The 22,443-nt window shown below is 43.7% G+C and carries 25 protein-coding genes, 1 rRNA gene and 2 other annotated features; all 26 genes read right to left on the reverse strand.

Annotated features, from left to right (window positions below):
• Positions 1-324 precede the first annotated feature (324 nt).
• The 26 genes from BN1067_RS04225 to rrf all read right to left on the reverse strand — a co-directional run bounded on the left by BN1067_RS04225 (position 325) and on the right by rrf (position 22,433).
• Positions 325-927, reverse strand: a complete 603-nt coding sequence (locus BN1067_RS04225; protein WP_053217625.1) for a class I SAM-dependent methyltransferase — start codon at positions 925-927, stop codon at positions 325-327.
• A gap of 177 nt (positions 928-1,104) precedes the next feature.
• Positions 1,105-1,470: a 50S ribosomal protein L7/L12 gene (gene rplL / locus BN1067_RS04230; protein WP_053217626.1), complete on the reverse strand. Its 366-nt coding sequence runs from the start codon at positions 1,468-1,470 to the stop codon at positions 1,105-1,107.
• 72 nt (positions 1,471-1,542) lie between these two features.
• Positions 1,543-2,043 (reverse strand): 50S ribosomal protein L10, encoded by a 501-nt coding sequence (gene rplJ / locus BN1067_RS04235; RefSeq protein WP_053217627.1) that lies wholly within the window; start codon positions 2,041-2,043, stop codon positions 1,543-1,545.
• 46 nt (positions 2,044-2,089) lie between these two features.
• Positions 2,090-2,238: a sequence feature (ribosomal protein L10 leader region), on the reverse strand.
• A gap of 62 nt (positions 2,239-2,300) precedes the next feature.
• Positions 2,301-2,996, reverse strand: a complete 696-nt coding sequence (rplA, locus tag BN1067_RS04240; protein WP_053217628.1) for a 50S ribosomal protein L1 — start codon at positions 2,994-2,996, stop codon at positions 2,301-2,303.
• Between the two features lie 210 nt (positions 2,997-3,206).
• A complete protein-coding gene (gene rplK, locus BN1067_RS04245) occupies positions 3,207-3,632 on the reverse strand; it encodes a 50S ribosomal protein L11 (RefSeq protein ID WP_026569033.1) in 426 nt (141 codons plus the stop codon).
• 271 nt (positions 3,633-3,903) lie between these two features.
• Positions 3,904-4,437, reverse strand: coding sequence for a transcription termination/antitermination protein NusG (gene nusG, locus BN1067_RS04250; RefSeq protein ID WP_053217629.1), 534 nt, complete (start codon positions 4,435-4,437; stop codon positions 3,904-3,906).
• Between the two features lie 135 nt (positions 4,438-4,572).
• Entirely contained in the window at positions 4,573-4,752 is a 180-nt protein-coding gene (gene secE, locus BN1067_RS04255) for a preprotein translocase subunit SecE (protein ID WP_053217630.1), read from the reverse strand.
• 39 nt (positions 4,753-4,791) lie between these two features.
• Positions 4,792-4,941 carry a 50S ribosomal protein L33 gene (gene rpmG / locus BN1067_RS04260; protein ID WP_110943297.1) on the reverse strand — a complete coding sequence of 50 codons (150 nt, stop codon included), beginning with the start codon at positions 4,939-4,941 and terminating at the stop codon, positions 4,792-4,794.
• Between the two features lie 71 nt (positions 4,942-5,012).
• Entirely contained in the window at positions 5,013-5,669 is a 657-nt protein-coding gene (gene sigH / locus BN1067_RS04265) for an RNA polymerase sporulation sigma factor SigH (RefSeq protein ID WP_053217631.1), read from the reverse strand.
• Positions 5,670-5,752: 83 nt separating this feature from the next.
• Complete coding sequence (locus tag BN1067_RS04270; RefSeq protein WP_053217632.1) at positions 5,753-6,262, reverse strand: NYN domain-containing protein; 510 nt, start codon at positions 6,260-6,262, stop codon at positions 5,753-5,755.
• A 2-nt stretch (positions 6,263-6,264) separates the two neighbouring features.
• Positions 6,265-7,008, reverse strand: a complete 744-nt coding sequence (rlmB, locus tag BN1067_RS04275) for a 23S rRNA (guanosine(2251)-2'-O)-methyltransferase RlmB (RefSeq protein ID WP_053217673.1) — start codon at positions 7,006-7,008, stop codon at positions 6,265-6,267.
• Between the two features lie 6 nt (positions 7,009-7,014).
• Positions 7,015-7,413: a Mini-ribonuclease 3 gene (locus BN1067_RS04280; RefSeq protein WP_053217633.1), complete on the reverse strand. Its 399-nt coding sequence runs from the start codon at positions 7,411-7,413 to the stop codon at positions 7,015-7,017.
• Between the two features lies 1 nt (position 7,414).
• On the reverse strand, positions 7,415-8,815 hold the full coding sequence (gene cysS / locus BN1067_RS04285) for a cysteine--tRNA ligase (RefSeq protein ID WP_053217634.1): 1,401 nt from the start codon (positions 8,813-8,815) through the stop codon (positions 7,415-7,417).
• Positions 8,796-9,449, reverse strand: coding sequence for a serine O-acetyltransferase (cysE, locus tag BN1067_RS04290; RefSeq protein WP_234400625.1), 654 nt, complete (start codon positions 9,447-9,449; stop codon positions 8,796-8,798). The genes cysS and cysE overlap by 20 nt, the downstream gene beginning before the upstream one ends.
• Before the next feature lie 119 nt (positions 9,450-9,568).
• Positions 9,569-9,783 (reverse strand) — a binding site (T-box leader).
• A gap of 43 nt (positions 9,784-9,826) precedes the next feature.
• Positions 9,827-11,296, reverse strand: a complete 1,470-nt coding sequence (gltX, locus tag BN1067_RS04295) for a glutamate--tRNA ligase (protein WP_053217636.1) — start codon at positions 11,294-11,296, stop codon at positions 9,827-9,829.
• 90 nt (positions 11,297-11,386) lie between these two features.
• On the reverse strand, positions 11,387-11,869 hold the full coding sequence (gene ispF, locus BN1067_RS04300; protein ID WP_053217637.1) for a 2-C-methyl-D-erythritol 2,4-cyclodiphosphate synthase: 483 nt from the start codon (positions 11,867-11,869) through the stop codon (positions 11,387-11,389).
• Between the two features lie 30 nt (positions 11,870-11,899).
• Entirely contained in the window at positions 11,900-12,577 is a 678-nt protein-coding gene (ispD, locus tag BN1067_RS04305; RefSeq protein ID WP_053217638.1) for a 2-C-methyl-D-erythritol 4-phosphate cytidylyltransferase, read from the reverse strand.
• 154 nt (positions 12,578-12,731) lie between these two features.
• Positions 12,732-13,832, reverse strand: a complete 1,101-nt coding sequence (locus BN1067_RS04310) for a PIN/TRAM domain-containing protein (protein WP_053217639.1) — start codon at positions 13,830-13,832, stop codon at positions 12,732-12,734.
• Between the two features lie 220 nt (positions 13,833-14,052).
• The gene (gene disA, locus BN1067_RS04315; protein ID WP_053217640.1) at positions 14,053-15,129 is read right to left on the reverse strand and encodes a DNA integrity scanning diadenylate cyclase DisA; all 1,077 of its coding nucleotides are present in this window, start codon (positions 15,127-15,129) and stop codon (positions 14,053-14,055) included.
• Complete coding sequence (gene radA, locus BN1067_RS04320) at positions 15,130-16,506, reverse strand: DNA repair protein RadA (RefSeq protein ID WP_053217641.1); 1,377 nt, start codon at positions 16,504-16,506, stop codon at positions 15,130-15,132.
• 166 nt (positions 16,507-16,672) lie between these two features.
• A complete protein-coding gene (gene clpC / locus BN1067_RS04325) occupies positions 16,673-19,111 on the reverse strand; it encodes an ATP-dependent protease ATP-binding subunit ClpC (RefSeq protein ID WP_053217642.1) in 2,439 nt (812 codons plus the stop codon).
• 24 nt (positions 19,112-19,135) lie between these two features.
• Positions 19,136-20,200, reverse strand: a complete 1,065-nt coding sequence (locus tag BN1067_RS04330; RefSeq protein WP_053217643.1) for a protein arginine kinase — start codon at positions 20,198-20,200, stop codon at positions 19,136-19,138.
• On the reverse strand, positions 20,197-20,748 hold the full coding sequence (locus BN1067_RS04335; RefSeq protein WP_053217644.1) for a UvrB/UvrC motif-containing protein: 552 nt from the start codon (positions 20,746-20,748) through the stop codon (positions 20,197-20,199). The genes BN1067_RS04330 and BN1067_RS04335 overlap by 4 nt, the downstream gene beginning before the upstream one ends.
• A gap of 19 nt (positions 20,749-20,767) precedes the next feature.
• On the reverse strand, positions 20,768-21,226 hold the full coding sequence (locus BN1067_RS04340; RefSeq protein WP_053217645.1) for a CtsR family transcriptional regulator: 459 nt from the start codon (positions 21,224-21,226) through the stop codon (positions 20,768-20,770).
• Between the two features lie 186 nt (positions 21,227-21,412).
• Positions 21,413-22,063: an MgtC/SapB family protein gene (locus tag BN1067_RS04345; RefSeq protein WP_110943312.1), complete on the reverse strand. Its 651-nt coding sequence runs from the start codon at positions 22,061-22,063 to the stop codon at positions 21,413-21,415.
• Positions 22,064-22,317: 254 nt separating this feature from the next.
• A 5S ribosomal RNA gene (rrf, locus tag BN1067_RS04350) occupies positions 22,318-22,433 on the reverse strand.
• Positions 22,434-22,443: the final 10 nt, after the last annotated feature.

Below are 22,443 nucleotides of genomic sequence, written 5' to 3' on the forward strand. Positions count from 1 at the left end.
TATCACATTTTCCATCCATCTAACGTTAGATCAGAAATGATGTTTCGGCATGTTCGCCTGTTGCCGTCAGAAAACATACTGCGACATTTAAAAAAATTTAAATTTTTTTAAAGCGGTAAATCGATAACACTCCTTCATCTCAGGCTTGAAATAATAGGATAAATTAGCCGATTTCACCATTCTTTCCGATATCAATAAGATTATACATAAATTAATTAAAAATAACCCTTGACAAAGGAAGTCGCCTATTGGCATTTTTCAATATTACCACAACAGGAACCACGAGTCAATAATAAAATTTCCGGCATCAAGCATGATGGCGGCTTATTCTTTTGTAGATTTCAATAGGTAGTATCCTTTGTTTTTCACAAGTACTTCAACGTTTCCAAATACTTGTTCCAGTTTCTTTTGCGCGGAAGGCGCTCCCTGTTTCTTTTGGATAACAACTGTCAATTCTCCCTGCGGAAGCAGCGCTCGATAACTTTCCTCAAACATATCGAAGATCACTTTCTTCCCTGCACGGATAGGGGGATTTGTTACGATTGCTGAAAACGTTTCGTGTTGGAAGGACTGGAGACGATCACTAATTTTAAAATCTACGTTTTCCACCTGATTGTTTACCGCGTTTTGTTTGGCTAAATCAATCGCTCTTTCGTTGATATCACTCAACGTTACATGTCGGTGAGGAAAAGCTTTCGCCAATGATAAACCAATCGGTCCGTAACCACAGCCAAGGTCGAGAATGCCGCCCTCTATAGCCGGTTCCTCAAAAGCCTCGATTAATGTTCGGGAGCCGAAGTCTACCTCGTTTCTGGAAAACACTCCGTGATCAGTGGTAAAAGAAAAGTCAAAACCCCTCAGTTTGTAATGCCAAGTTTTCGGATCACTTTCTGATGTTGGTTTTCTAGAATAATAATGCTCAGACATAATTGGTAAGCACCTGCTTTTCTTAGTTAAAAATGGGTCAGAGGATGATAGGGCCTGACCAGGCTTGTTGATTGAATCACACCTTAAGCCCCGATGGAAGTTATTACTTCAAACCTCCAGGACACTTTATCTTACAGGTAATAAAAGCCCGCCATTAAAGGCGGGCTTTTTTATTTCTTACTTCAATTCTACAGAAGCGCCTGCTTCTTCAAGCTTAGATTTCATTTCTTCAGCTTCTTCTTTAGCAACGCCTTCTTTGATTGCTCCTGGAGCGTTATCTACAAGATCTTTTGCGTCCTTAAGACCAAGACCAGTGATTTCGCGAACTGCTTTAACAACTTTGATCTTAGAAGATCCAGCGCTTTCCAGAACAACATCAAATTCAGTTTGTTCTGCAGCAGCATCTGCACCGCCAGCTGCGCCTGCAGCAGCAACTGGTGCAGCAGCAGTTACTCCAAATTCTTCTTCGATTGCTTTTACAAGGTCATTCAATTCAAGAACTGTCATTTCTTTGATTTGCTCAATAATTTGTTCTTTAGACATGTTTCTTCCTCCTTGGAATAATTGATTTTATTTTAACGAATCCCGTTACTTCTCTTTCACACAAGAACAAGTTTACGCGCCTTGTTCTTCCTTTTGTTCCGCAACTGCTTTTGTAGCGTAAGCAAAGTTGCGAACAGGTGCTTGAAGTACGCTAAGCAGCATAGAAAGCATACCTTCGTAGTTTGGAAGGTCTGCAAGTTCCTTGATTTGGTCAAGGGATGCAATGCTTCCTTCAATAACACCAGCTTTAATTTCAAGCGCTTCATGTTCCTTGGCAAAGTTGTTCAAAATCTTTGCAGGAGCCACAACATCGTCAGCGCTGAATGCGATAGCCGTTGGTCCGACCAACGTTTCGTTCAACTCCGTTAGCTCTGCTTCTTCCGCAGCGCGGCGAGTCATTGTGTTTTTGTACACTTTGAAATCGACGCCAGCTTCACGAAGCTGTGTACGAAGTTCGGTAACTTCGGCAACATCAAGGCCGCGGTAATCGACAAGAATTGTTGATTTACTTTCGCGGAACTTGTCAGCAATTTCAGTCACGACTTGTTTTTTATGCTCGATTGTTTTGGACATTGTTCCACCTCCTATTGACTTTTCATCATACCGTCAGATCCTATGTCATCACATGAAAAAAACCTCCATGCAGACATGGAGGTTTTGTTTTCGATGGGACAACCATATATCGGTGATTGTCTTCTATTCACACACCTCGGCAGGACATTAAGCTCTCGGAGCACCTGCTGTCTACGGTATAACGTTTATATTTAGTTACTTAACTTATGCAACATTGTACATTATAGCTAAACATTCATGTTAAGTCAATAGACTTTTTAGCGAACGAAGCTAGAAACGTCTACTTTGATTCCAGGTCCCATTGTAGAAGCAACAGAAGCATTACGCATGTAGATACCTTTTGCTGCTTGTGGCTTTGCTTTCACCAATGTATCTGTAATTGCTTCAAAGTTCTCGATCAACTTGTCAGCATCAAAAGATACTTTCCCGATTGGTACATGAACATTGGAAGATTTATCAACGCGGTATTCTACCTTACCAGCTTTGATTTCTTGTACTGCTTTTTCCACTTCGAAAGTTACCGTACCGGTTTTAGGGTTTGGCATCAAGCCTTTTGGTCCCAATACGCGTCCAAGCTTACCAACCTCTGCCATCATGTCTGGAGTTGCTACAACTACATCAAAATCGAACCATCCCTGGTTGATTTTGTTGATTAAGTCTTGCTCCCCAACATAATCAGCACCAGCGTTTTCAGCTTCCTTGGCCTTATCGCCTTTAGCGAAAACCAATACGCGCTGTGTTTTACCAGTTCCGTGCGGAAGCACCATTGCACCGCGGAGCTGCTGGTCAGCTTTCTTAGGGTCAACACCCAAACGGAAAGCAGCCTCTACTGTTTCATCAAAGTTTGCTTTTGCAGTTTGCTTGACTAGCTCTACCGCTTCTTTTATTTCATAAGCTTTTGAACGGTCAACAAGTTTCAAAGCTTCTTGTTGCTTTTTGCTTTTTTTAGCCATTGTATTTTCCTCCTTGATTGTGGTTTTAACGGTTATACCTCCCACTTTAAAAAGCGGAACGGGCAAGACCGGCTCCATTCAGCAGCCAGGCCCGCGCTATACGATTGCGTCGAACGCAATCGTGATTTAATCCCTGTCCTACAAAAAGGTTGCGAAAGGCACTTTCCGCCATCATCGCAACCTTCTTTACTCATCAGAGTCGCTGTGGGATTAGTCTTCGATAACGATTCCCATACTACGCGCAGTACCTTCGACCATGCGCATAGCCGCTTCCACGTTAGCAGCATTCAGATCAGGCATTTTGGTTTCCGCAATTTCTTTCACCTTGTCGCGCTTTACAGTCGCAACTTTATTACGGTTTGGTTCACCTGATGCAGTTTCGATCCCAGCTGCTTTCTTAAGAAGCACAGCAGCAGGCGGAGTTTTTGTGATAAATGTAAATGAACGGTCTTCAAATACCGTGATTTCTACTGGAATAATCATGCCAGCCTGGTCTTGCGTACGGGCATTGAATTCCTTACAAAATCCCATGATATTTACACCTGCTTGACCCAATGCCGGTCCAACTGGCGGTGCTGGGTTTGCCTTCCCTGCAGGGATTTGAAGTTTAACTACTTTAATTACTTTTTTAGCCACGAGACACACCTCCTTAAAGTCCGTGATGTGGTAATAGGGTTTTGCCCTCCCACTCATCAAATATCTTTATACACCGGGCATAAAGAACATAAAAATTCTAGCATCTTTGCGGACAAAATGCAAGGGTTTGTTTAAATACCTATTTCTTCCTCGCCCGCAAGTCCTTCCCCACCTTAATCCGGCGATTGGAAGCCGACTCTTATCCACCCGCTCAGAGCGTTCTTTGTCTCTTAACGGTACAGAGGATCTTATCTGCTGCAGATCAAGATTCTTATAGCTTTTCGATTTGGGAGAATTCCAGTTCTACCGGCGTTTCTCTACCGAACATGTTTACATGCACCTTGACTTTTTGCTTATCGAGATCAATATGCTCGATGGTGCCCGTGAAGTTTGTGAAAGGTCCATCTGTCACGCGGACGCTTTCTTTTTCTTCAAAGTCTATTTCGGTCACTTGTTCCTGCATACCCATCCGCTTCAGGATGAACTCCGCTTCTTCCGGCAAGAGAGGGATGGGTTTGGAGCCTGCGCCAGTTGAACCTACGAATCCAGTTACCCCCGGGGTATTGCGCACTACGTACCACGAATCATCTGTCATAATCATTTCAGCCAATACATAACCCGGAAATACTTTCTTTTTAGCTACCTTCTTTTTCCCGTTCTTAATTTCAGTTTCCTCGTCTTCCGGTACAAGCACACGAAAAATCTTGTCTTCCATGCCCATTGATTCCAAGCGTTTCTCCAGATTCGTTTTCACTTTGTTTTCGTAGCCAGAATAGGTGTGGACTACATACCAATTTTTTTCCATGATTTCAGGACAATCTCCTTGCCCTTCCCTCCCTTTTTGAAATCTTATTATTTTTCCCAAATTAAAAAACCCGCAAATCACGGGTTTTGCTGGTAAAAGTATGATTATCTATATTATAGCATAAACTACCAATCATTATTCAAACAATAGATTAAGAATTTGGGTAATTCCCAAATCGATAACAGCAAAAAAGACTGCTACAAATGCAACGGTGCAAACGACCGTAATGGTATAGCTTGTCAATTCCCGGCCTTTTGGCCAGCTCACCTTTTTCATTTCCCTGGAAACATTTTTAAAGAATGTGATAAGTTTCATGCTTTACCCCCAAACTTAAGGCCTACAGACCGGCTTTGCTTATTTTGTTTCCCGATGCAGGGTATGAGCTCCACATCTTTTACAAAATTTACGAACCTCTAACCGTTCGGTATTCTCTGTTTTATTTTTATCTGTACTGTAGTTTCTGCTTAGGCAGTCAACACAGGCCAGCACTACTTTACGTTTCATTGTCTCACCCCGTTTCAGGGTTTTTTACCATACCAATGTAGCACGGTAACAAAAGCCTGTCAACGTTACCCTTATAAACTCAACTCACTGATTTCCAGGTAACGCTCCAGTTTACGCTTCACCCTCTGAAGTGCATTATCGATCGATTTCACATGCCGTTTCAACTCCACGGAAATCTCTTGATAAGACCGGCCATCCAGATACAGACTAAGGACTTGTTGCTCCAATTCGCTTAACAATTCTGACATTTTATATTCCATGTCGCCGAATTTCTCGCGATTTATAATGAGCTCTTGCGGGTCGACAGCCTTCGATCCGGCAATTACATCCATGAGTGTCCTGTCCGATTCTTCATCATAAATAGGCTTGTCCAACGAAACATAGGAATTTAACGGGATGTGCTTCTGCCTGGTGGCTGTTTTGATTGCGGTGATAATTTGACGCGTTATGCACAATTCAGCAAAAGCTTTAAAAGAAGACAGCTTGTCCCCTTTGTAGTCCCGTATCGCCTTATATAGACCAATCATGCCTTCCTGTACAATATCCTCCCGATCCGCTCCAATCAGAAAATAGGTACGGGCTTTTGCCCTTACAAAGTTTCTATACTTCGTAATCAAATAGTCCAAGGCATAGGTTTGGCCATGATGAACCAACTCAATCAGCTCATCATCTTCAAGATTCTCATAGCCTAGTTCCTGATCGTCTGTCTCCGTATGCGTGATGGTCACCCAGGATTCCCCCCGACTATACTGCCGTGAATATAGCAATATTATACAGTAAGCGTTTCACCGCCGTCAATAACAGCTGTCGACTAATGTCCGCCTCTTCGCCATTTTTCGAAAACCTCGAGTATTTCTTTTTTTATGGGAATCTTGGAGGCGTTTTGGATATTTCGATAGGATTGTAAATCTTCCTCTATTTCTTTTTCTATGTTCTGCATCTCGATATATAACTCGCGCGCGGACTTTCGAAGTGCTCCCTGTGCGAAGATTGTCCGTTGTTCTGTGAAATCCGACGTAGCGACATATACTTGCGTTTTTACATTTTTCAGCTGCTTGATCAATCTCTCGATACATTCATCCGCCGTCTCTTTTTCTTTCGTGAAAATGACTTCCACTTTAAAATCCTGCTGCTTTTTTTCCAAACCCCGGACATAATATGCATCAAAAACAATGATTACCCGTATGCCTTTATACGCCTGGTATTCCGCCATTTTGGCAATTAAAAGATCACGGGCCTGAGCCAGGTCATGATCTTTCAATTTTTTTAATTCATCCCAGGCACCAATGATGTTGTAACCGTCTACCACTAATACAACCATCGCTATTCACCAAGCGGATTCCGCTTTCTAAAGACTTCATACATGAGCAGCCCTGCTGCAACAGATGCATTTAACGAGGAAACCTTCCCTTTCATCGCCAGTCTTACTGTCCAATCGCATTTTTCCTTCACCAGCCTGCTCATTCCCTTGCCTTCATTGCCGATAACAAGAGCAAGCGGCATATCGGCCGACAGTTCACGGTAATCCTCTGAGCCATCTGCAGCGGTACCGACCACCCATACGTTTCGTTCCTTTAGTTCGTCGATCGTAGCAGCAATATTGGTCACACGCGCAACCGGGATATATTCAATCGCACCCGCCGATGTTTTGGCGACCACTGCTGTCAAACCTACGGATCGCCGTTTTGGAATGATCACACCATGAACACCGACCGCATCAGCCGTACGGAGGATTGATCCTAAATTATGCGGATCCTCGATTTCATCCAAAACCATAAAGAAAGGCGGCTCGTCCTTTTGTTCGGCAGCTTCAAACAAATCCTCCAACGTACTATATTCATAAGCGGCGACAGCTGCAGCCACCCCCTGATGATTCCCTTCAACCAGCTGGTCTATCTTGCGCTTAGGCACTTGCTGTACTGTCACACCATTCTCTTTAGCCAGGGACTGAATTTTATGGAATGCTTGTCTTTGCAGCTGGTCTGAAAGTAACACTTTATTGATCGACCGTCCGGATTTCAATGCTTCCGTTACCGGGTTTTTCCCAATGATCCATTCATCTGCCATCATTGATCAACTCCTTTCCTCCACAAATGTTATGGCTGCGTTCACTAATTGTTCCAGCCTTTCCTTCTTTCCACCCAGATACAAATATCCCAACAACGCTTCAAAAGCCGTGCTGTATCGATAGGTTTGGACATCCGTATTTTTAGGGACCGTTCCGGATTTGGCATTCCTCCCCCTCCGGACAACTCCCTCTTCCTCAGCGGACAATCGTTCATTCTCCAGCCAGTCAATAATCACTTTTGCCTGTGATTTAGCAGAGACGAACGCTACTGCAGCCTTGTGCAGCTGGTCCGGTTTGACGTTTCCTTTGCCGATTAGGTGATGCCGAACATAAATCTCATAAACGGCATCACCCATGTACGCCAGTGTCAGGCTCTTCATTTGCTTCACATCAGATACAGTCATGTCAGCCCCGCTTCCACCGCGTTCCCTGCGGTGTGTCCTCTAGAATGATTCCCTGTTCTTTCAAATCGTCACGAATTTGGTCCGCTAGCACGAAATCCCGGTTTTTTCTTGCATCGTTCCTTTGTGTAATCATTGCTTCCACTTCTTCGTCCAGCAATTCTTCTTCCTGTTTTAACTGAATCCCAAGAACCGCTGTCTGTTGTTCCAACAAATCCATCAGTTTTTCGATGACCCGTTCCGAGGTATGGCTTGACTGTAAGTAGACATTGGCATCTTTCGCTATGTCAAACAGGACAGCTATCGCATTGGCCGTATTGAAGTCGTCGTCCATCTCTGCAACAAATCTTTCTTGATAGGTCTCCACTTTTTCCAGCCATTTATCCTCGTTTTCATCAAGATTCGTGCTCGACTGCTTGCGATGCTCGAGATTCAAGTAAGCATTTTTGATTCGGTCCAAACTATTTTTCGCACTTTCCAGCAATCCTTCGCTGAAATTGATCGGGTGACGGTAATGGACACTAAGCATGAAGAATCGTACTACCTGAGGATCATGCTGTTCAATCAAATCATGAGCCAGTACAAAGTTTCCGAGTGACTTGGACATTTTTTCGTTATCTATATTGATATAACCATTGTGCATCCAATAGTTGGCAAACTGTTGATCATTGCCAGCTTCTGATTGGGCAATTTCGTTCTCATGATGAGGAAAAGCCAAATCCTGGCCACCAGCATGAATATCGATTGTATCCCCAAGGTATTTTTTGGCCATGGCCGAGCACTCGATGTGCCATCCAGGACGTCCTTTCCCCCATGGAGAATCCCAAGAGATTTCATCTGGTTTTGCCTGTTTCCACAAAGCGAAATCAAGCGGATCGTCTTTTTTCTCCCCTACCTGGATTCTTGCTCCAGATCGAAGTTCATCTATCGACTGATGAGAAAGCTTACCGTAATTGTCAAAGGAGCGGGTGCGGAAATAAACGTCCCCTTCCGCTTCGTATGCATGCCCTTTCTCTATCAGCAGGGAAATAAAGTCGATGATTTCCCCCATGCTTTCCGTTACACGAGGATGATGATCGGCTTGTTTTACCCCTAGAGCTCCGACATCTTCTTTATAGGCGTTGATAAACCGCTGAGATATTTCTGGTACTTCTTCCCCCAGCTCCTTTGCCGCTTTAATTATTTTGTCGTCGACATCTGTGAAATTTAATACGTAGTTGACCTCGTATCCTCGATATTCCAAGTATCTTCTCACCGTATCGAAGACGATTGCAGGACGTGCGTTTCCTATATGAATATAGTTATAGACAGTTGGACCGCAGACATACATTTTGACTTTTCCTTCTTCAATGGTTTCAAAAGGTTCCTTCTGCCTGGTCAATGTATTATATAGTTGTATCGTCATGGCTTTTCACTCCTTTTACCTCATTCAATTCTTTCCGCAAAGACTCTATTTCCGCTTCCATTTCTTTCAACACTTCTGAAACAGGATCAGGCAACTTATGATGGTCGAGGTCTTTTCTCACTCGTTCCCCGTTTTGAATCACCACACGCCCTGGTATTCCAACGACCGTCGAATGGTCAGGCACATCATGGAGGACAACGGAACCTGCCCCCACTTTCGAACTCTCGCCAATAACAATTGAACCGAGCACCTTCGCCCCCGTTGCGATAAGAGCATTATTCTTTATCGTCGGGTGTCTTTTCCCTTTTTCTTTTCCGGTTCCACCCAAGGTGACTCCCTGGAAGATCGTAACATTATCTCCAATTTCACATGTTTCCCCAATCACTACGCCCATCCCGTGGTCAATAAAAAATCTTCTTCCTATTTTTGCCCCAGGATGAATTTCAATCCCTGTCAAGAAACGGCTGAACTGTGAAATTACCCGGGCAATAAAATAAAACTTCTTGTTATAAAAAGCGTGGGCAACCCGATGTGCCCAGATGGCATGCAACCCGGAATAGGTTAAAATCACTTCGAAATAGGTACGGGCAGCCGGGTCCTGATCAAATACGACAAGTATGTCTTCTTTCAGCATTCTGAAAAAACCCACGTAAGACTGTCTCCCTTCCATGTTGAATCATTTGTCTCCTGTATCCAAACACTTTCCCGCCACAAGGATTTTTAATAATAAAAAAGCGTCTCTGTGTCTAAATACACAGAGACGCTTTAGCGCGGTTCCACTCTGTTTGGGAAAGAAATTCCCCAACTCAAGTTCCTGGTTAACGGCAGGCGCCCGCCCTTACCTACTTGTTTCAATAAGGGACTCAGAGGTGCATTTCAATAGCGGAAGCTTAAAATCACTTTCAGCCGGTGGTGATTCTCTCTTTCTAAGCCTGTCGCTATTTACTTCTCCTCTTTAACGTTCAAATTTGTAGTATTACTATATTACAAAACGTTGGAAATGTGAAGCTTTTACTCACTAATTTGATCAATGGCAGAACGCAACCTTGCCAGCACGGTGCCCTTGCCTAACAAATGAATAGAATTAGGCAATTCTGGTCCGTGAACCTGGCCAGTTGTCGCCACACGAATTGGCATGAACAATTTTTTGCCTTTTTGTTTTGTTTCTTTTTGGGTTGCTTTTATTTGTGCTTTGATGGCTTCCGGCGTAAATTCCTCACTTGCTTCAAGCATCCCGGCGAAAACGGAAAGGACCTCCGGAACCTGTTCCTCGCGAAGAACCTCGAGCGCCTCTTCGCCGTATTGGATATCCTCCCGGAAAAACAGTTCCGTCAATTCTACGATTTCCGCCCCATAATTTAGCTGGTCTTTGTATAGCCCGATCAGCTCCAGCGCCCAGTCTTCCTGCTCTTTACCCATGTTTTCCGGCAGTCTTTCTGCCTGAATAAGATGTGGCAAGGTCAACTTCACGACATGATCGAAATCAGCCGCTTTGATATACTGGTTATTCATCCACTTCAATTTTTGCGGATCAAAGATTGCCGGCGAAGTGGACAATCGCTCCGGATCAAAAATTTCGATGAACTGCTCTTGATTAAACAGCTCTTCTTCTCCTACCGGCGACCATCCCAGAAGCGCGATAAAGTTAAAGAGAGCCTCCGGCAGGTAGCCGAGATTTTTGTACTGTTCAATAAACTGAAGAATATGTTCATCCCGCTTGCTCAGTTTCTTGCGGTTTTCATTCAAAATCAGTGTCATATGGCCGAATTTTGGCGGTTCCCAATTAAACGCATCATAAATCATCATTTGTTTTGGCGTATTGGAAATGTGCTCTTCGCCACGCAGTACATGGGAAATTTTCATTAAGTGATCATCGATTGCCACAGCGAAATTATAAGTAGGAATTCCGTTTTTCTTGACGATTACCCAATCCCCAAAATCACTGGAATCAAAGGAAATGTCACCGCGGACGATATCGTTAAATTGATACGTAACATCCTTCGGCACCCGGAAACGAATACTTGGCTGGCGGCCTTCCGCTTCAAATTGCTGGATTTCTTCCTCAGAAAGATTACTGTGCGCTCCGGAGTATTTCGGCACCTGTCCTTTAGCACGCTGTTCTTCACGCTCTTGTTCCAGCTCTTCAGCGGTCATATAACATTTGTAGGCAAGTCCTCTTTCCAGCAGTTCATCCACATACTTTTGATACAAATCAAGCCGTTCTGTCTGCCGGTAAGGACCGTATTCACCGCCAATATCGGCACCTTCGTCCCATTCAATCCCGAGCCATTTCAAGTAATTAAGCTGGCTTTCCTCGCCGCCCGCTACATTTCTTTTTTCATCTGTGTCTTCCGTGCGGATAATGAATTTACCGCCTAGGTGGCGGGCATATAAATAGTTAAATAATGCTGTACGGGCATTTCCTATATGCAAATGTCCGGTTGGGCTGGGCGCATAGCGCACCCTCACTTCGTTCGTCATCTTGCCGAACTCCTTCCTATTGTTGACTACTCTATTTTCATTCTGCTAATAGCGTGTTCAATTCTGTACCCATTCTATCACTAATGTCGATTATTGTTGATCATTATGCAATAAAACAACCGCCTGCGCAGCAATACCTTCTTTTCTCCCCGGGAATCCCAGTTTTTCCGTGGTTGTCGCCTTGACATTCACTTGCATCACATCGACATCAAGGATACGACAAATATTAGTTCTGATTTCATCTATATAAGGCGCCATTTTAGGAGCCTGGGCAATGACAGTGCAATCAAGGTTACCCAGCTTGTATCCCTTTTCCTTAACCAATTGCCACACGTGAATCAGGAGACGCTCCGAATCAGCATCTTTAAATGCTGGATCTGTATCTGGAAAATGCTTGCCGATATCTCCTTCACCAATGGCTCCCAGGCATGCATCAGCAATGGTGTGCAGCAGGACATCCGCATCCGAATGACCCAGAAGTCCTTTCTCATACGGAATATCCACTCCCCCGATAATGCAAGGACGACCTTCGGCAAATTGATGGACGTCGAAACCTTGTCCTATACGGAACATGACCATTATCCCCTTTACTAGTTAGTAAGCTTACTTCCCAAAAAAAGCTTGAGCTTTCCTCAAGTCTTCCGGTGTTGTGATTTTAATATTATGATAGCTTCCCTGTACGATTTCAACTTCATGACCAAAATGCTCTGCTAATGAAGCGTCATCTGTTCCCAGAATCCCTTGCTCAGCCGCCTGCTGATGAATCTGGTAAATCAGATCGAAATCGAAGCTTTGCGGGGTTTGCGCCGCCCAAAGTGTTTTTCTGTCCAGTGTCTGCAACCGGCCATCGATCACTTGCTTAATCGTATCGGTAACTGGAACGGCCAGCAAGGCTGCCCCGTTTTTTGCCGTTGTTTCGGCCAATGCATGGAGATGTTCGGTAGACACGAAGGGCCGGGCGCCGTCATGAATAAACACCATGCCATTATACCCTTTCATGCTTTCCAATCCGGCAAACACACTTTCCTGTCGTTCTTCTCCGCCCCTAACAAGGCGAATATCCTTCTGAGTGAAGAACGGCTCAAGCAGCTCCCTCATCCGTTCTTCTTCCTTTGGATTTACTACCAAAGTAATTGCTGTACACCAGCTGTCCTGCAGAAACACATGGAGCGTGTGGAGTATCAGCGGCTTTCCATTTATGTTAATAAACTGTTTGTTTTCCCCGGCCTTCATCCGTTTCCCTCGGCCTGCCGCCAGTATGATAGCCTGATAACCCCTCATTGTTTTACCATCCTAATTTTAATATCTGGAATACTCCTATTAAAAGACACATTTTTGTTTATATGTATGGCTTCCATGATGAAGCGCCCTCTAATAACAAAAGCGATAACAGAACTGTTATCACTTTTGTTTTCCTCTATAAGTTATACCTTTTTTATAGTGCTTTTTCAAGTAATTTTGGTTTCGCGAAGATCATCCGGCCAGCAGAAGTTTGTAAGACACTGGTGATTAATACTTCAATCGTTTTGCCAATGTACTCCTTACCTTCTTCGACGACGATCATGGTTCCATCATCCAGGTATGCTACTCCCTGATTTTGTTCCTTCCCGTCTTTGATGACCTGCACGGTCAGCTCTTCACCCGGAAGGACAACCGGCTTGACGGCATTGGCCAAGTCATTAATATTCAGTACCTGAACATTCTGGAACTCACAAACTTTATTCAAATTGAAATCATTGGTGACAACAATCCCATTGATCACTTTGGCAAGCTTGACAAGCTTGCTGTCGACCTCCTGGATCTCTTCAAAATCGCCTTCATAAATCTCCACGTTCACAGGCAGCTCTTTCTGCATTCGGTTCAGAACATCAAGTCCACGGCGGCCCCGATTTCGTTTCAGTACATCTGAAGAATCCGCGATATGCTGCAGTTCTTCCAATACAAACTGCGGAATCAACACGGTTCCTTCCAAAAAGTTGGTTTGACAGATATCCGCAATCCTGCCGTCAATAATGACGCTCGTATCTAAAATTTTCACTTTAGGTGTTTGCTGGTTGGTTTCAGTCTCGCTCTCTTCCAGAGCCGTTTTATCTTTTTCCTTTCTTGCCAACGTCAGCAAGTTCAAGAATTCATCACGACGTTTAAAACCGACCTGGAAACCGAAGTACCCCAGCAAAAATGTCACAAACATCGGTAATACTTGGGAAACAAGTTTAATATCAATATCCGAGATAGGTATGGTTATTAAATAGGCGATTACCAGTCCGAGAATCAATCCGAGACTGCCAAAAAGCAAATCACCCACCGGAGCTTTTACAAGCGTCTCCTCAACCCACCGTAAAAAGTCTACGATGTAATCTACTACCCAAAAAGATATTAAGTATAAAATGATTGCCCCAAATACTAGACCCGCATATGGTGACTCTACCCAATTTCCGTTCGTCATGCCCGTCAATTCCAATAAATCCGGTATATACAAATATCCAATAGTACCGCCAGCTATAATAATGAACAGCTGTACAATTCTTTTCAGCACCAAGGTCACCTCCTATGAGTCAGTATTTCCAAGTATATAAAATTTATCCCCGAATAATTGTTTCTTAGTGTTGTATATCTGTTTTTTGATTAAAACCGCCTTTTCTCCGCCATGCGGATCAATAGGCAGATTTCTAAATTTAAAGTATCATACTTGACAAATGCAGTCAAATAAGCAAAAATATGATTTTATCATAGTAGATTTGAATAGTCAAACTATTTTAAATATGCCTGTCAATGAACAATTGCTCCTGAAGCCGGCTCAATCCGTCCTTGATTTTTTTCGCCCTTATATCCCCAACGCCATTAACCGACACCAACTCCTGGGTAGAGGCATTGGCCACTTCGTTTAAAACTCCAAAATGATCAATTAAATAATCGATAATGACATGAGGCAGCCGGGGTATTTTGGCCAGAACCCGGTATCCACGCGGATAAATGATTTCGTCCCGTTTGGAATCGAGACTATATCCTAACATCTTGATGATCTGCTCCTCGCTTGTCAGCTCAGGAGAAACTCCAGCTTGCATCTTCAGCAGCATTTCCTCTGGAGACAAGCCTGCATCCGTACTGTAATCTTTGATGATGAATGCGGCCTCCTCCTCAATATCTGCAACCAATTCTGTCAATTGAAGTTGGATCAGACGTCCTTCTGTTCCTAATTCGGTAATGTATTTAAGTATCTCTGTTTTAATTCTCAGTACCATTTCTATCCGGTGAAAGACTTGCACGATCTCTGTCAATGTCACTAATTCCTCAAATTCCAGCGCCCCCAAATTTGTCAGGGTCTGATCAAGGACAATCTTATATTTTTCCAGCGTCTGCATGGCTTGATTGGCCTTTGTTAAGATGACGCCCATTTCTTTCAACGCATAGCGGATACCGCCGTTATATAGGGTAATGACATTTCTTCTTTCAGAGATGGCAATAACAAGTGTATTGGTCTGTTTTGCCACGCGTTCAGCTGTACGATGCCGCATTCCTGTTTCTTTCGAAAGAATGGTCGGTTCCGGCATTAACTGAACATTCGCGTAAAGAATCATCGATGCATCCTCACTAAGAAGAATGGCTCCATCCATTTTCGCCAGCTCATACAGGTTTGCAGGGGAAAAGGAAGCGTTTATAGCAAATCCACCGTCGACAACCCCCTTCAACTTATCGGGACTGCCAACAACGATCAGGCCCCCGGTATTTGCTCTCAATACATTGTCGATTCCCTGTCTCATAGGAGTACCAGGAGCTACAAACTTCAGCATTGACTCGATTACCTGCGCTTCACTTCTACCCTGCCATTCCATTTAGTTTCCTCCCAGCGTCACTTTTAAGGCTTCCTGGACAGTGTTCACCCCGATGATTTCAATATTGTTCGGAGTCGACCATCCATCAAGATTTTTCGCCGGAATAATCGCCCGTTGGAATCCAAGTTTGGCAGCCTCTTGAACTCTTTGATCGATCCTGGCAACCCTCCTGACTTCACCGGTCAGTCCAACTTCTCCGATCAAAACATCGTCGGGCCTGGATACCTGATCCCGGAAGCTAGAAGCAATACTGACGGCAACAGCCAAGTCGATAGCGGGTTCATCCAATTTCACTCCCCCGGCCACTTTCACATAGGCATCCTGGTTTTGCAGCATCAATCCAACCCTTTTTTCCAAAACAGCCATCAATAACGGTACCCGGTTGTGATCAATGCCTGTAGCCATCCGTCTTGGATTTCCAAAGCTGGTTGGCGAGATCAATGCTTGAATTTCCACCAGTACCGGCCGACTTCCTTCCATGGATGCCACAACGGTAGATCCTGCAGCACCCTGTGAGCGTTCTTCCAGAAAAATTTCCGATGGATTTTTCACTTCGCGCAAGCCTTCTTCTTTCATTTCAAAGATACCCATTTCATTGGTACTTCCGAAACGGTTTTTTACGCCTCTTAAAATACGGAATGTATGATGTCGTTCCCCTTCGAAATAAAGAACAGCATCTACCATATGTTCAAGAAGCCTCGGTCCGGCAATCGACCCTTCTTTGGTGACATGGCCGACGATGAAAATGGGAATTCCTTTACTCTTAGCTATACGCATGAGCTCGCTCGTACATTCCCTTACTTGTGAAACACTCCCGGGAGCACTGGTGACTTCTTCCCGATAAATAGTCTGGATCGAATCAATTACCACAAAAGAAGGATTCAATTGCTCAATCTGATTGGATATATCCAGCAAATTTGTTTCGGCCAGCACGTAAAGGTTGTCCGAAGTTACTCCAAGCCGGTCTGCTCTTAATTTTGTCTGTCGAGCCGATTCCTCACCAGATATATATAATACGTTCATTTGTTTTCTTGCAAGCTGTGATGATACTTGTAAAAGCAGTGTGGATTTTCCTATCCCGGGGTCTCCACCGATCAGAACTAACGATCCAGGGACGATTCCTCCGCCAAGCACCCGGTTGAATTCTGGCATCTTGGTAGTGACACGCGGTTCTTCTTCAGAATGGATAGCTGTAATTTTTTCCGGTTTCGATTTTGTTCCCGGTTGTGTCTGGAATGTATGTCTGGAGGAAGACGACGATGCTTCCACTTCCTCTACAAATGTATTCCAGTTATGACAGCCTGGACACTTGCCCATCCACTTTGGCGTTTCATATCCGCATTCCTGACAAACATACTTCGTCTTTCTTTTTGCCAATATAATCTCTCCTCACCTATTGTATACGAATGAGATAACGAACAAGTTACAGACTTCTATCAATTTATTAAAAAAAATAGCACATTCGTCCATAAGGCATAGACGAACGAAAAAACGGAAGGGATTTAACCTTCCGTTTTTCACAGTCGCAACCGACAATTTCACTTTATTGTGCTGTAACGGTAAATTCATCATCTTTATTGACATCGATGATCACTTTTTGCCCTTTTTGAATTTTTTCTTTTAATAATTCTTCGGACAGAAGGTCTTCGACGTTTTTCTGAATGGAACGACGGAGCGGACGTGCACCATATTCAGGATCAAACCCTTCATTTGCGATTTTTTCCACCGCTTTTTCGGATAAAGTGAATTCAATATCCTGGTCGGCAAGCCGTTTTTGCAGTTCACCCGCCATGAGACTGACAATCTCATTCATATGCTTCCTTTCAAGTGAATGGAAGACAATCGTCTCATCAATCCGGTTAAGGAATTCGGGGCGGAATGCTTTTTTCAATTCCCCTATTACCTTCTCCCGCATTCCTTTATAGCCTTGGTCCTCGTCTCCCAGATTAAAGCCGACATATTTGTTACGTTTCAATTCACTGGCACCCACGTTAGAAGTCATGATTAAAACGGTATTGCGGAAGTCAACCAGTCTTCCTTTTGAGTCGGTCAACCGGCCGTCTTCCAATACTTGAAGCAGAATATTAAATACTTCTGGATGGGCCTTTTCGACTTCATCAAGCAGCACGACGGAGTATGGCTTTCTTCTTACTTTCTCAGTAAGTTGGCCGCCTTCTTCATATCCGACGTAACCAGGAGGTGAACCGACAAGACGGGAAGTCGAGTGTTTTTCCATATACTCAGACATATCAATCCGAATCATTGCTTCTTCATCACCGAACATGGTATCAGCCAAAGCACGTGCCAACTCTGTTTTACCAACACCAGTTGGTCCTAAAAAGATAAAGGAACCGATTGGGCGTTTCGGATCTTTCAATCCGGCCCGGGCACGGCGGATAGCTTTTGCCACGGCTTTCACTGCCTCTTCCTGCCCGATTACACGGTCGTGTAATACTTCTTCCATATTCAACAGGCGTTCACTTTCGTCTTTGGTAAGCTTAGAAACAGGGACTCCCGTCCAGGTAGAGACTACACTCGCGATGTCTTCCACCGTCACTTCCGAGCTCTCCTGCCCCTGCTGTTCCTTCCATTCCTCTTTTGTTTGGTCCAATTCATCTCTTAACCGCTGCTCGCTGTCACGCAAAGATGCCGCCTTTTCAAATTCCTGGCTCTGCACAGCTGCATCCTTTTCCTTGCGTACTTCTTCCAGCTTTTGTTCCAAATCTTTCAGGTTTGGTGGAGCAGTATAAGAACGGAGACGCACTTTCGAACCTGCTTCATCAATTAGATCGATAGCCTTGTCTGGTAAAAAGCGATCGGTGATATAACGGTCGGACAAAGTGACAGCCGCCTCGATCGCTTCATCCGTGATAGTAACACGGTGATGAGCTTCATAGCGATCACGTAATCCTCGTAAAATTTGCATCGATTGATCCATTGTCGGCTCATCGACTTGAATTGGCTGGAAGCGACGCTCTAAAGCTGCATCTTTTTCAATATACTTCCGGTATTCATCCAGCGTTGTTGCTCCGATACATTGTAGTTCACCCCGTGCAAGCGAAGGCTTGAGGATATTGGAAGCATCAATAGCACCTTCTGCGCCACCAGCTCCGATAAGTGTATGAAGTTCATCAATAAACAGGATAATATTTCCCGCCTGTCGTATTTCTTCCATTACTTTCTTTAAGCGATCTTCAAATTCGCCACGATATTTTGTACCGGCAACGACTGTCCCCATATCAAGGGTCATTACCCGTTTATCCCGTAGAATTTCCGGAACGTCATTGTTCACAATCTTCTGAGCAAGTCCTTCAGCAACAGCTGTTTTTCCGACTCCCGGCTCGCCGATCAACACCGGATTGTTTTTCGTACGGCGGCTTAACACCTGAATGACACGTTCAATCTCTTTTCCACGCCCAATGACAGGATCCACGTTGCCGTCTTTGGCAATCGATGTTAAATCCCTCGCCAGAGAATCTAATGTCGGTGTATTGGCTGTAGCTGTTGATTGCGAACCATTGCGGCCGTGCTGACCTGCCGCCGATTCATTGCTGCCCAGTAGCTGCAATACTTGCTGTCTGGCCTTGTTCAGGCTTACGCCTAAATTGTTCAGGACTCTTGCAGCGACGCCTTCGCCTTCACGGATCAGACCCAACAGAATATGTTCGGTTCCGACATAGGAGTGTCCCAGCTTTCTCGCTTCATCCATGGAGAGTTCAATGACTTTCTTCGCACGCGGTGTATAATGGATCGTCTGTGATACTTTTTGTCCGCGTCCGATCAACTGTTCTACTTCCTCCTGGATTTTTTCGGTTTCAAGTCCGAGAGAGCTTAATGCTTTTGCAGCAATGCCTTCCCCTTCTCTTACCAAACCTAGAAGAATATGTTCTGTTCCAATATTGTTATGACCTAACCTGACCGCTTCTTCCTGGGACAAGGCCAATACTTTTTGTGCTCTTTCGGTAAATCGACCAAACATCATATCAGGTCTTCCTCCTTACATTAGTTAATTTTCCAGTTTAAACCGTTCTCTGATCAATGAAGCCCTAAGTATATCCCGTTCTTTTGCCGACAGCATCCTTTTGGCATAATGTTGCAAAAATCCGGGCTGGGACAGAATCATCAGCTCGTTGAGAATACTCTTCGAGATATTGTTTATATACCCTACATCAATACCGAGACGCACATCAGACAAACATTTAGCAGCTTCTTTAGACTCAATGATTCTGCTGTGCTGCAAAGTACCGTAAGATCGGAAAACCCTGTCTTCCAGCTGTAACTCAGATTGTTCAACCAACAGCTCTCTGGCTTTTCGCTCTTGGTCAATCAATTGATTTACCACACTTCGTAAGTCTTGGACGATATCTTGCTCCGATTTCCCCAGGGTAATCTGATTGGAAATCTGAAAAATATTCCCGATAGCCTCACTGCCTTCTCCGTATATGCCTCTCACGACCAGACCTAACTGGCTAATTGCCGGGATCATTCGATTAATTTTTTGGGTAAGAGCCAAAGCGGGCAAGTGCATCATAACGGAAGCACGCATTCCGGTACCCACGTTTGTCGGGCAGCTCGTTAAATAACCACGGCTTTCATCAAAGGCATAATTAATTCGTTCTTCCAGCCAATCATCAAAGGAAAAAGCTTGCTCAAGCGCTTTTTCCAGTTGGAAGCCTGGAAAATATAATTGAATACGGATATGGTCTTCTTCATTCACCATCACTGACACTTGCTCATTACTCGAAATCAACGCTGCAGCCTCTTCATCATTTTCCGCAAGATGCGGGCTGATCAAGTGCTTTTCAACTAAAACCCTTTTTTCAATTGGTTTCAAATCGCGCATCTTAATTAATGCCAGATCATTGTAGTTGGAAAACGATTGGTGTTCATATTCCGTTTCGAAAAAAGAAAGGACCTTTTCCAAATCCTCTGTTCCGGCAATAATCGGGAAAGGAACTTGTTCAAAGTTTCTCGCTAAACGAATCCTGCTGCTCATCACAATGTCGCTGGCCGGTCCTTCTTCCTTCATCCAAGGACTGATTGCTTCCTTCATAAATTGCTGCAAACTCATTCCTGCTCACCTTCCCCGTCCCGACTAAGACCATTTTCCAATTCTTTAATTTTATCCCTTACTTGAGCAGCACTTTCAAATTCCTCATTTGCAATTAGTTGCTTTAGCTGTTCACGATATTCAGCCAATTTCCGTTTCTGTTGAATACCGCTTCCTATCCTGGAAGGAATTTTCCCATGATGGGTAGTGTTGCCGCTATGAACACGTCGAAAAACAGGATTAAGCCTGTCGGAGAAGGTTTGGTAGCAATGTGCACATCCGAACTTACCGATTCTGGCGAACTCCTGATACGTCATTCCACATTTTGGACAGGTCAGCCGTTGTTCAGAAGAAACGCTGCTCGCATGCTGTTCATTAAAACCTGATCCACTATCAAAATTAAACAAACCGGATAATAAATTGTGCAGGGAATATGCTTCGTCCTCATATCCCATATACCCTTTTTCTTTCGCACAGTACTCGCAAACATGAATTTCTGTTTTATTACCATTAACGATTTTTGAGAAATGCAATGTAGCTGGACGCTCGTGGCATTCTTGGCACTCCATCTCAACTCCCCCTTCTGCCCTAATATTTAAGAGTGGAAAGCATTGCGGTCATAATACGGGACCGTATTTCATCACGAACCGGCAGTTGAAAGGCAAGAGTGCTGCGATCGATAGCGCTTGTCATCATCTTTGCCTCACGCTTGGTAATCAACTCTTCCTCCAGCATGCGCTCCAATATATCCATAGCAGCCTGCTGTGTTACCGCAGGTTGAATCATTTTTATAATATCGTCAATCAATTTTGCTTTATCTTCATTTTTTATTCTTATAATGCGAATATAGCCTCCGCCTCCGCGTTTGCTTTCGACTATATAGCCCCTTTCCACAGTGAAGCGGGTTTTAATCACATAATTTATCTGAGAAGGCACACACTGGAATTGATTCGCTATCTCACTTCGTTTTATTTCCACTGCATTTTTGTTATTGGCACGAAGGATTTCTTTCAAATAACTTTCAATTACATCGGATATATTGCTCATACGCCCTCCCCTCCTCAGTTTTGACTTTGACTATCTTTGACTTTACTTTTATTATACTCATCTTTGCACAGGATGCAAATAAAAAGTTCAGTAAATATCTTTTCCTTAAAAGGACGGGATAAACTTACAGTAGGTCGTTTTTTTCCTCCGTTTATTAAAATTTCTTCTTTTCAATGAAATAATCCTTTAAATTTCCTTTACTCTTTTTAAGTGCTCTAGAGAAGACATTTCCTCAATTAATTGGTACTTATCGATTTGTATTTTATTTTCCAGTTCGATAAATAGACTTCTCGAGTCGTCCTCTGTCCTTTGTACTTCCATTTTTTCTATTTTCGAGTGATATTTTTCAAAAATCCGGAGCAAGCTTTCGATTTTCAATCCTTCATCCACAATAAGTTCAAAATGAATGTTCGCCCGTTTGTTTAAAAATATCCTTTCTATCTGTTGCAAAAAAACCAAACTTAGCAGGATAATCAGTGTAGCAACTAATGCTAAGATGTACATTCCAGATCCCACTACAAGTCCCAATCCTGCAACGGCCCAAATGGATGCTGCGGTCGTCAATCCACGGATGTTAATACCATGAGTCATAATAGTACCTGCGCCTAAAAATCCTATACCACTAATCACATAAGAAGGGATACGTGCAGGATCGAAGCGGACATGGTCGTACTTCTCTATAAAGGTTTCGAATCCATATATCGATAAGAGCATCATCAGGCAAGAACCCACGCCTACCAAAATATGAGTTCGAAAACCAGCTGCATGGTTATTCCATTCCCTTTCAAAGCCTATTAACCCAGACAGCAGTAATGCAACAAATAAGCGGATTACCATTAGGGTGAAATCTTCATGGATTAAACTTGATAACTGCACGGTAATTCCTCCTTCTCCTAATTAGATAAATACCCATTCCTTGTTAACTGAAATCTGATTTGCTATTTTTATTTTATGTAAACGTTAGTGTCGGGAATGATTGTTTCCATTTTAATTTCAAATTCTTTATGGGAAAACCGTCAGTAGGGACGCGATATAAGCGTATAAAAAAACACCCTTGAACGAGTTGATTCTCATTCAAGGGTGTTTGTTTTGCCTGGCGGCGTCCTACTCTCGCAGGGGCAAAGCCCCAACTACCATGGGCGCTGGAGAGCTTAACTTCTGTGTTCGGCATGGGAACAGGTGTGACCTCTCCGCTATTGCCACCAGACATTATGTAA

The sequence above is a fragment of the Virgibacillus senegalensis genome (assembly GCF_000821245.2).
Classification (GTDB): Bacteria; Bacillota; Bacilli; order Bacillales; family Amphibacillaceae; genus Sediminibacillus; species Sediminibacillus senegalensis.

Bases quoted from the DNA above. Each gene is read 5' to 3' on its own strand.
- BN1067_RS04225 (WP_053217625.1), bottom strand. From the start codon at position 927: ATGTCTGAGCATTATTATTCTAGAAAACCAACATCAGAAAGTGATCCG.
- rplL (WP_053217626.1), bottom strand. From the start codon at position 1,470: ATGTCTAAAGAACAAATTATTGAGCAAATCAAAGAAATGACAGTTCTT.
- rplJ (WP_053217627.1), bottom strand. From the start codon at position 2,043: ATGTCCAAAACAATCGAGCATAAAAAACAAGTCGTGACTGAAATTGCT.
- rplA (WP_053217628.1), bottom strand. From the start codon at position 2,996: ATGGCTAAAAAAAGCAAAAAGCAACAAGAAGCTTTGAAACTTGTTGAC.
- nusG (WP_053217629.1), bottom strand. From the start codon at position 4,437: ATGGAAAAAAATTGGTATGTAGTCCACACCTATTCTGGCTACGAAAAC.
- secE (WP_053217630.1), bottom strand. From the start codon at position 4,752: ATGAAACTTATCACATTCTTTAAAAATGTTTCCAGGGAAATGAAAAAG.
- rpmG (WP_110943297.1), bottom strand. From the start codon at position 4,941: ATGAAACGTAAAGTAGTGCTGGCCTGTGTTGACTGCCTAAGCAGAAAC.
- BN1067_RS04270 (WP_053217632.1), bottom strand. From the start codon at position 6,262: ATGGTTGTATTAGTGGTAGACGGTTACAACATCATTGGTGCCTGGGAT.
- rlmB (WP_053217673.1), bottom strand. From the start codon at position 7,008: ATGGCAGATGAATGGATCATTGGGAAAAACCCGGTAACGGAAGCATTG.
- BN1067_RS04280 (WP_053217633.1), bottom strand. From the start codon at position 7,413: ATGACTGTATCTGATGTGAAGCAAATGAAGAGCCTGACACTGGCGTAC.
- cysS (WP_053217634.1), bottom strand. From the start codon at position 8,815: ATGACGATACAACTATATAATACATTGACCAGGCAGAAGGAACCTTTT.
- cysE (WP_234400625.1), bottom strand. From the start codon at position 9,449: ATGCTGAAAGAAGACATACTTGTCGTATTTGATCAGGACCCGGCTGCC.
- gltX (WP_053217636.1), bottom strand. From the start codon at position 11,296: ATGACGAACGAAGTGAGGGTGCGCTATGCGCCCAGCCCAACCGGACAT.
- ispF (WP_053217637.1), bottom strand. From the start codon at position 11,869: ATGTTCCGTATAGGACAAGGTTTCGACGTCCATCAATTTGCCGAAGGT.
- ispD (WP_053217638.1), bottom strand. From the start codon at position 12,577: ATGAGGGGTTATCAGGCTATCATACTGGCGGCAGGCCGAGGGAAACGG.
- disA (WP_053217640.1), bottom strand. From the start codon at position 15,129: ATGGAATGGCAGGGTAGAAGTGAAGCGCAGGTAATCGAGTCAATGCTG.
- clpC (WP_053217642.1), bottom strand. From the start codon at position 19,111: ATGATGTTTGGTCGATTTACCGAAAGAGCACAAAAAGTATTGGCCTTG.
- BN1067_RS04330 (WP_053217643.1), bottom strand. From the start codon at position 20,200: ATGAGTTTGCAGCAATTTATGAAGGAAGCAATCAGTCCTTGGATGAAG.
- BN1067_RS04335 (WP_053217644.1), bottom strand. From the start codon at position 20,748: ATGGAGTGCCAAGAATGCCACGAGCGTCCAGCTACATTGCATTTCTCA.
- BN1067_RS04340 (WP_053217645.1), bottom strand. From the start codon at position 21,226: ATGAGCAATATATCCGATGTAATTGAAAGTTATTTGAAAGAAATCCTT.
- BN1067_RS04345 (WP_110943312.1), bottom strand. From the start codon at position 22,063: ATGGTAATCCGCTTATTTGTTGCATTACTGCTGTCTGGGTTAATAGGC.